Source organism: Acidovorax sp. KNOB132 (assembly GCF_057541515.1).
Genome location: NZ_BAAJYT010000625.1, coordinates 1 through 687, shown reverse-complemented (window position 1 = coordinate 687; position 687 = coordinate 1). Strand labels below are relative to the sequence as shown.

1 pseudogene is annotated in these 687 nt (G+C 71.0%); it reads right to left on the bottom strand.

Features of this window, described 5'->3' with window-relative positions:
• Window positions 1–597, bottom strand: a pseudogene (locus tag AC27IO_RS25080) (LysR substrate-binding domain-containing protein); the annotation flags it as partial.
• Between the last annotated feature and the right edge of the window lie 90 nt (window positions 598–687).

Here is a 687-nt window from a genome sequence, read left to right as displayed (position 1 = left end):
CCACACCAGCCGGGTTTCGCACTCGGGCAGCGCCGGCCCCGGCCGGGGGGGCGGCGTGGCCACGCGGCGGTAGACCACGCCGGTGCGCTGGAACTGCATCACGCTCCGCGGCACGAAGGCCAGCCCCAGGCCGGCCGCCACCAGGTTGACGATGGTCTGCATCTGGATGGCTTCCTGCGCCACCTGCGGTGAATGCCCGGCCGCGTGGTAGAGCGCGAAGATCGCGTCGTACACCGAAGGCAGGATGCGGCGCGGAAAGATCACCAGCGGCTCGGCCAGCACGGCGGCCAGCGGCGGGGCTTTGGCCTGCACCGCCAGGGGGTGCGCCGCCGGCAGCGCCAGCACCAGCGGCTCGCGCGCCACGCGCAGGCCGGCCAGGCCCGGCGGGGCGAACTGCGGCGAATGCAGCAGCAGGCCGGCATCGATCTCCCCGCGCTCCAGCAACTGCAGCTGCACGTCGCCCGTCGCCTCGACCAGTTCCAGCGACACCTGCGGGCAGGCGCGGCGAAAGGCGCGCACCCAGGCGGGCAACTGCTCGAAGCCCACGGTGGACACGAAGGCCAGCCGGATGCGCCCGACCTCGCCCTGTGCCGCGGCCCCTCCATCACAGATTTAGGCGGTGCCCCCTCATTGAGGTTAAGCAGCGTTATATAATGCATCACGAACCCTCTGAACCTTAGTGAAGAG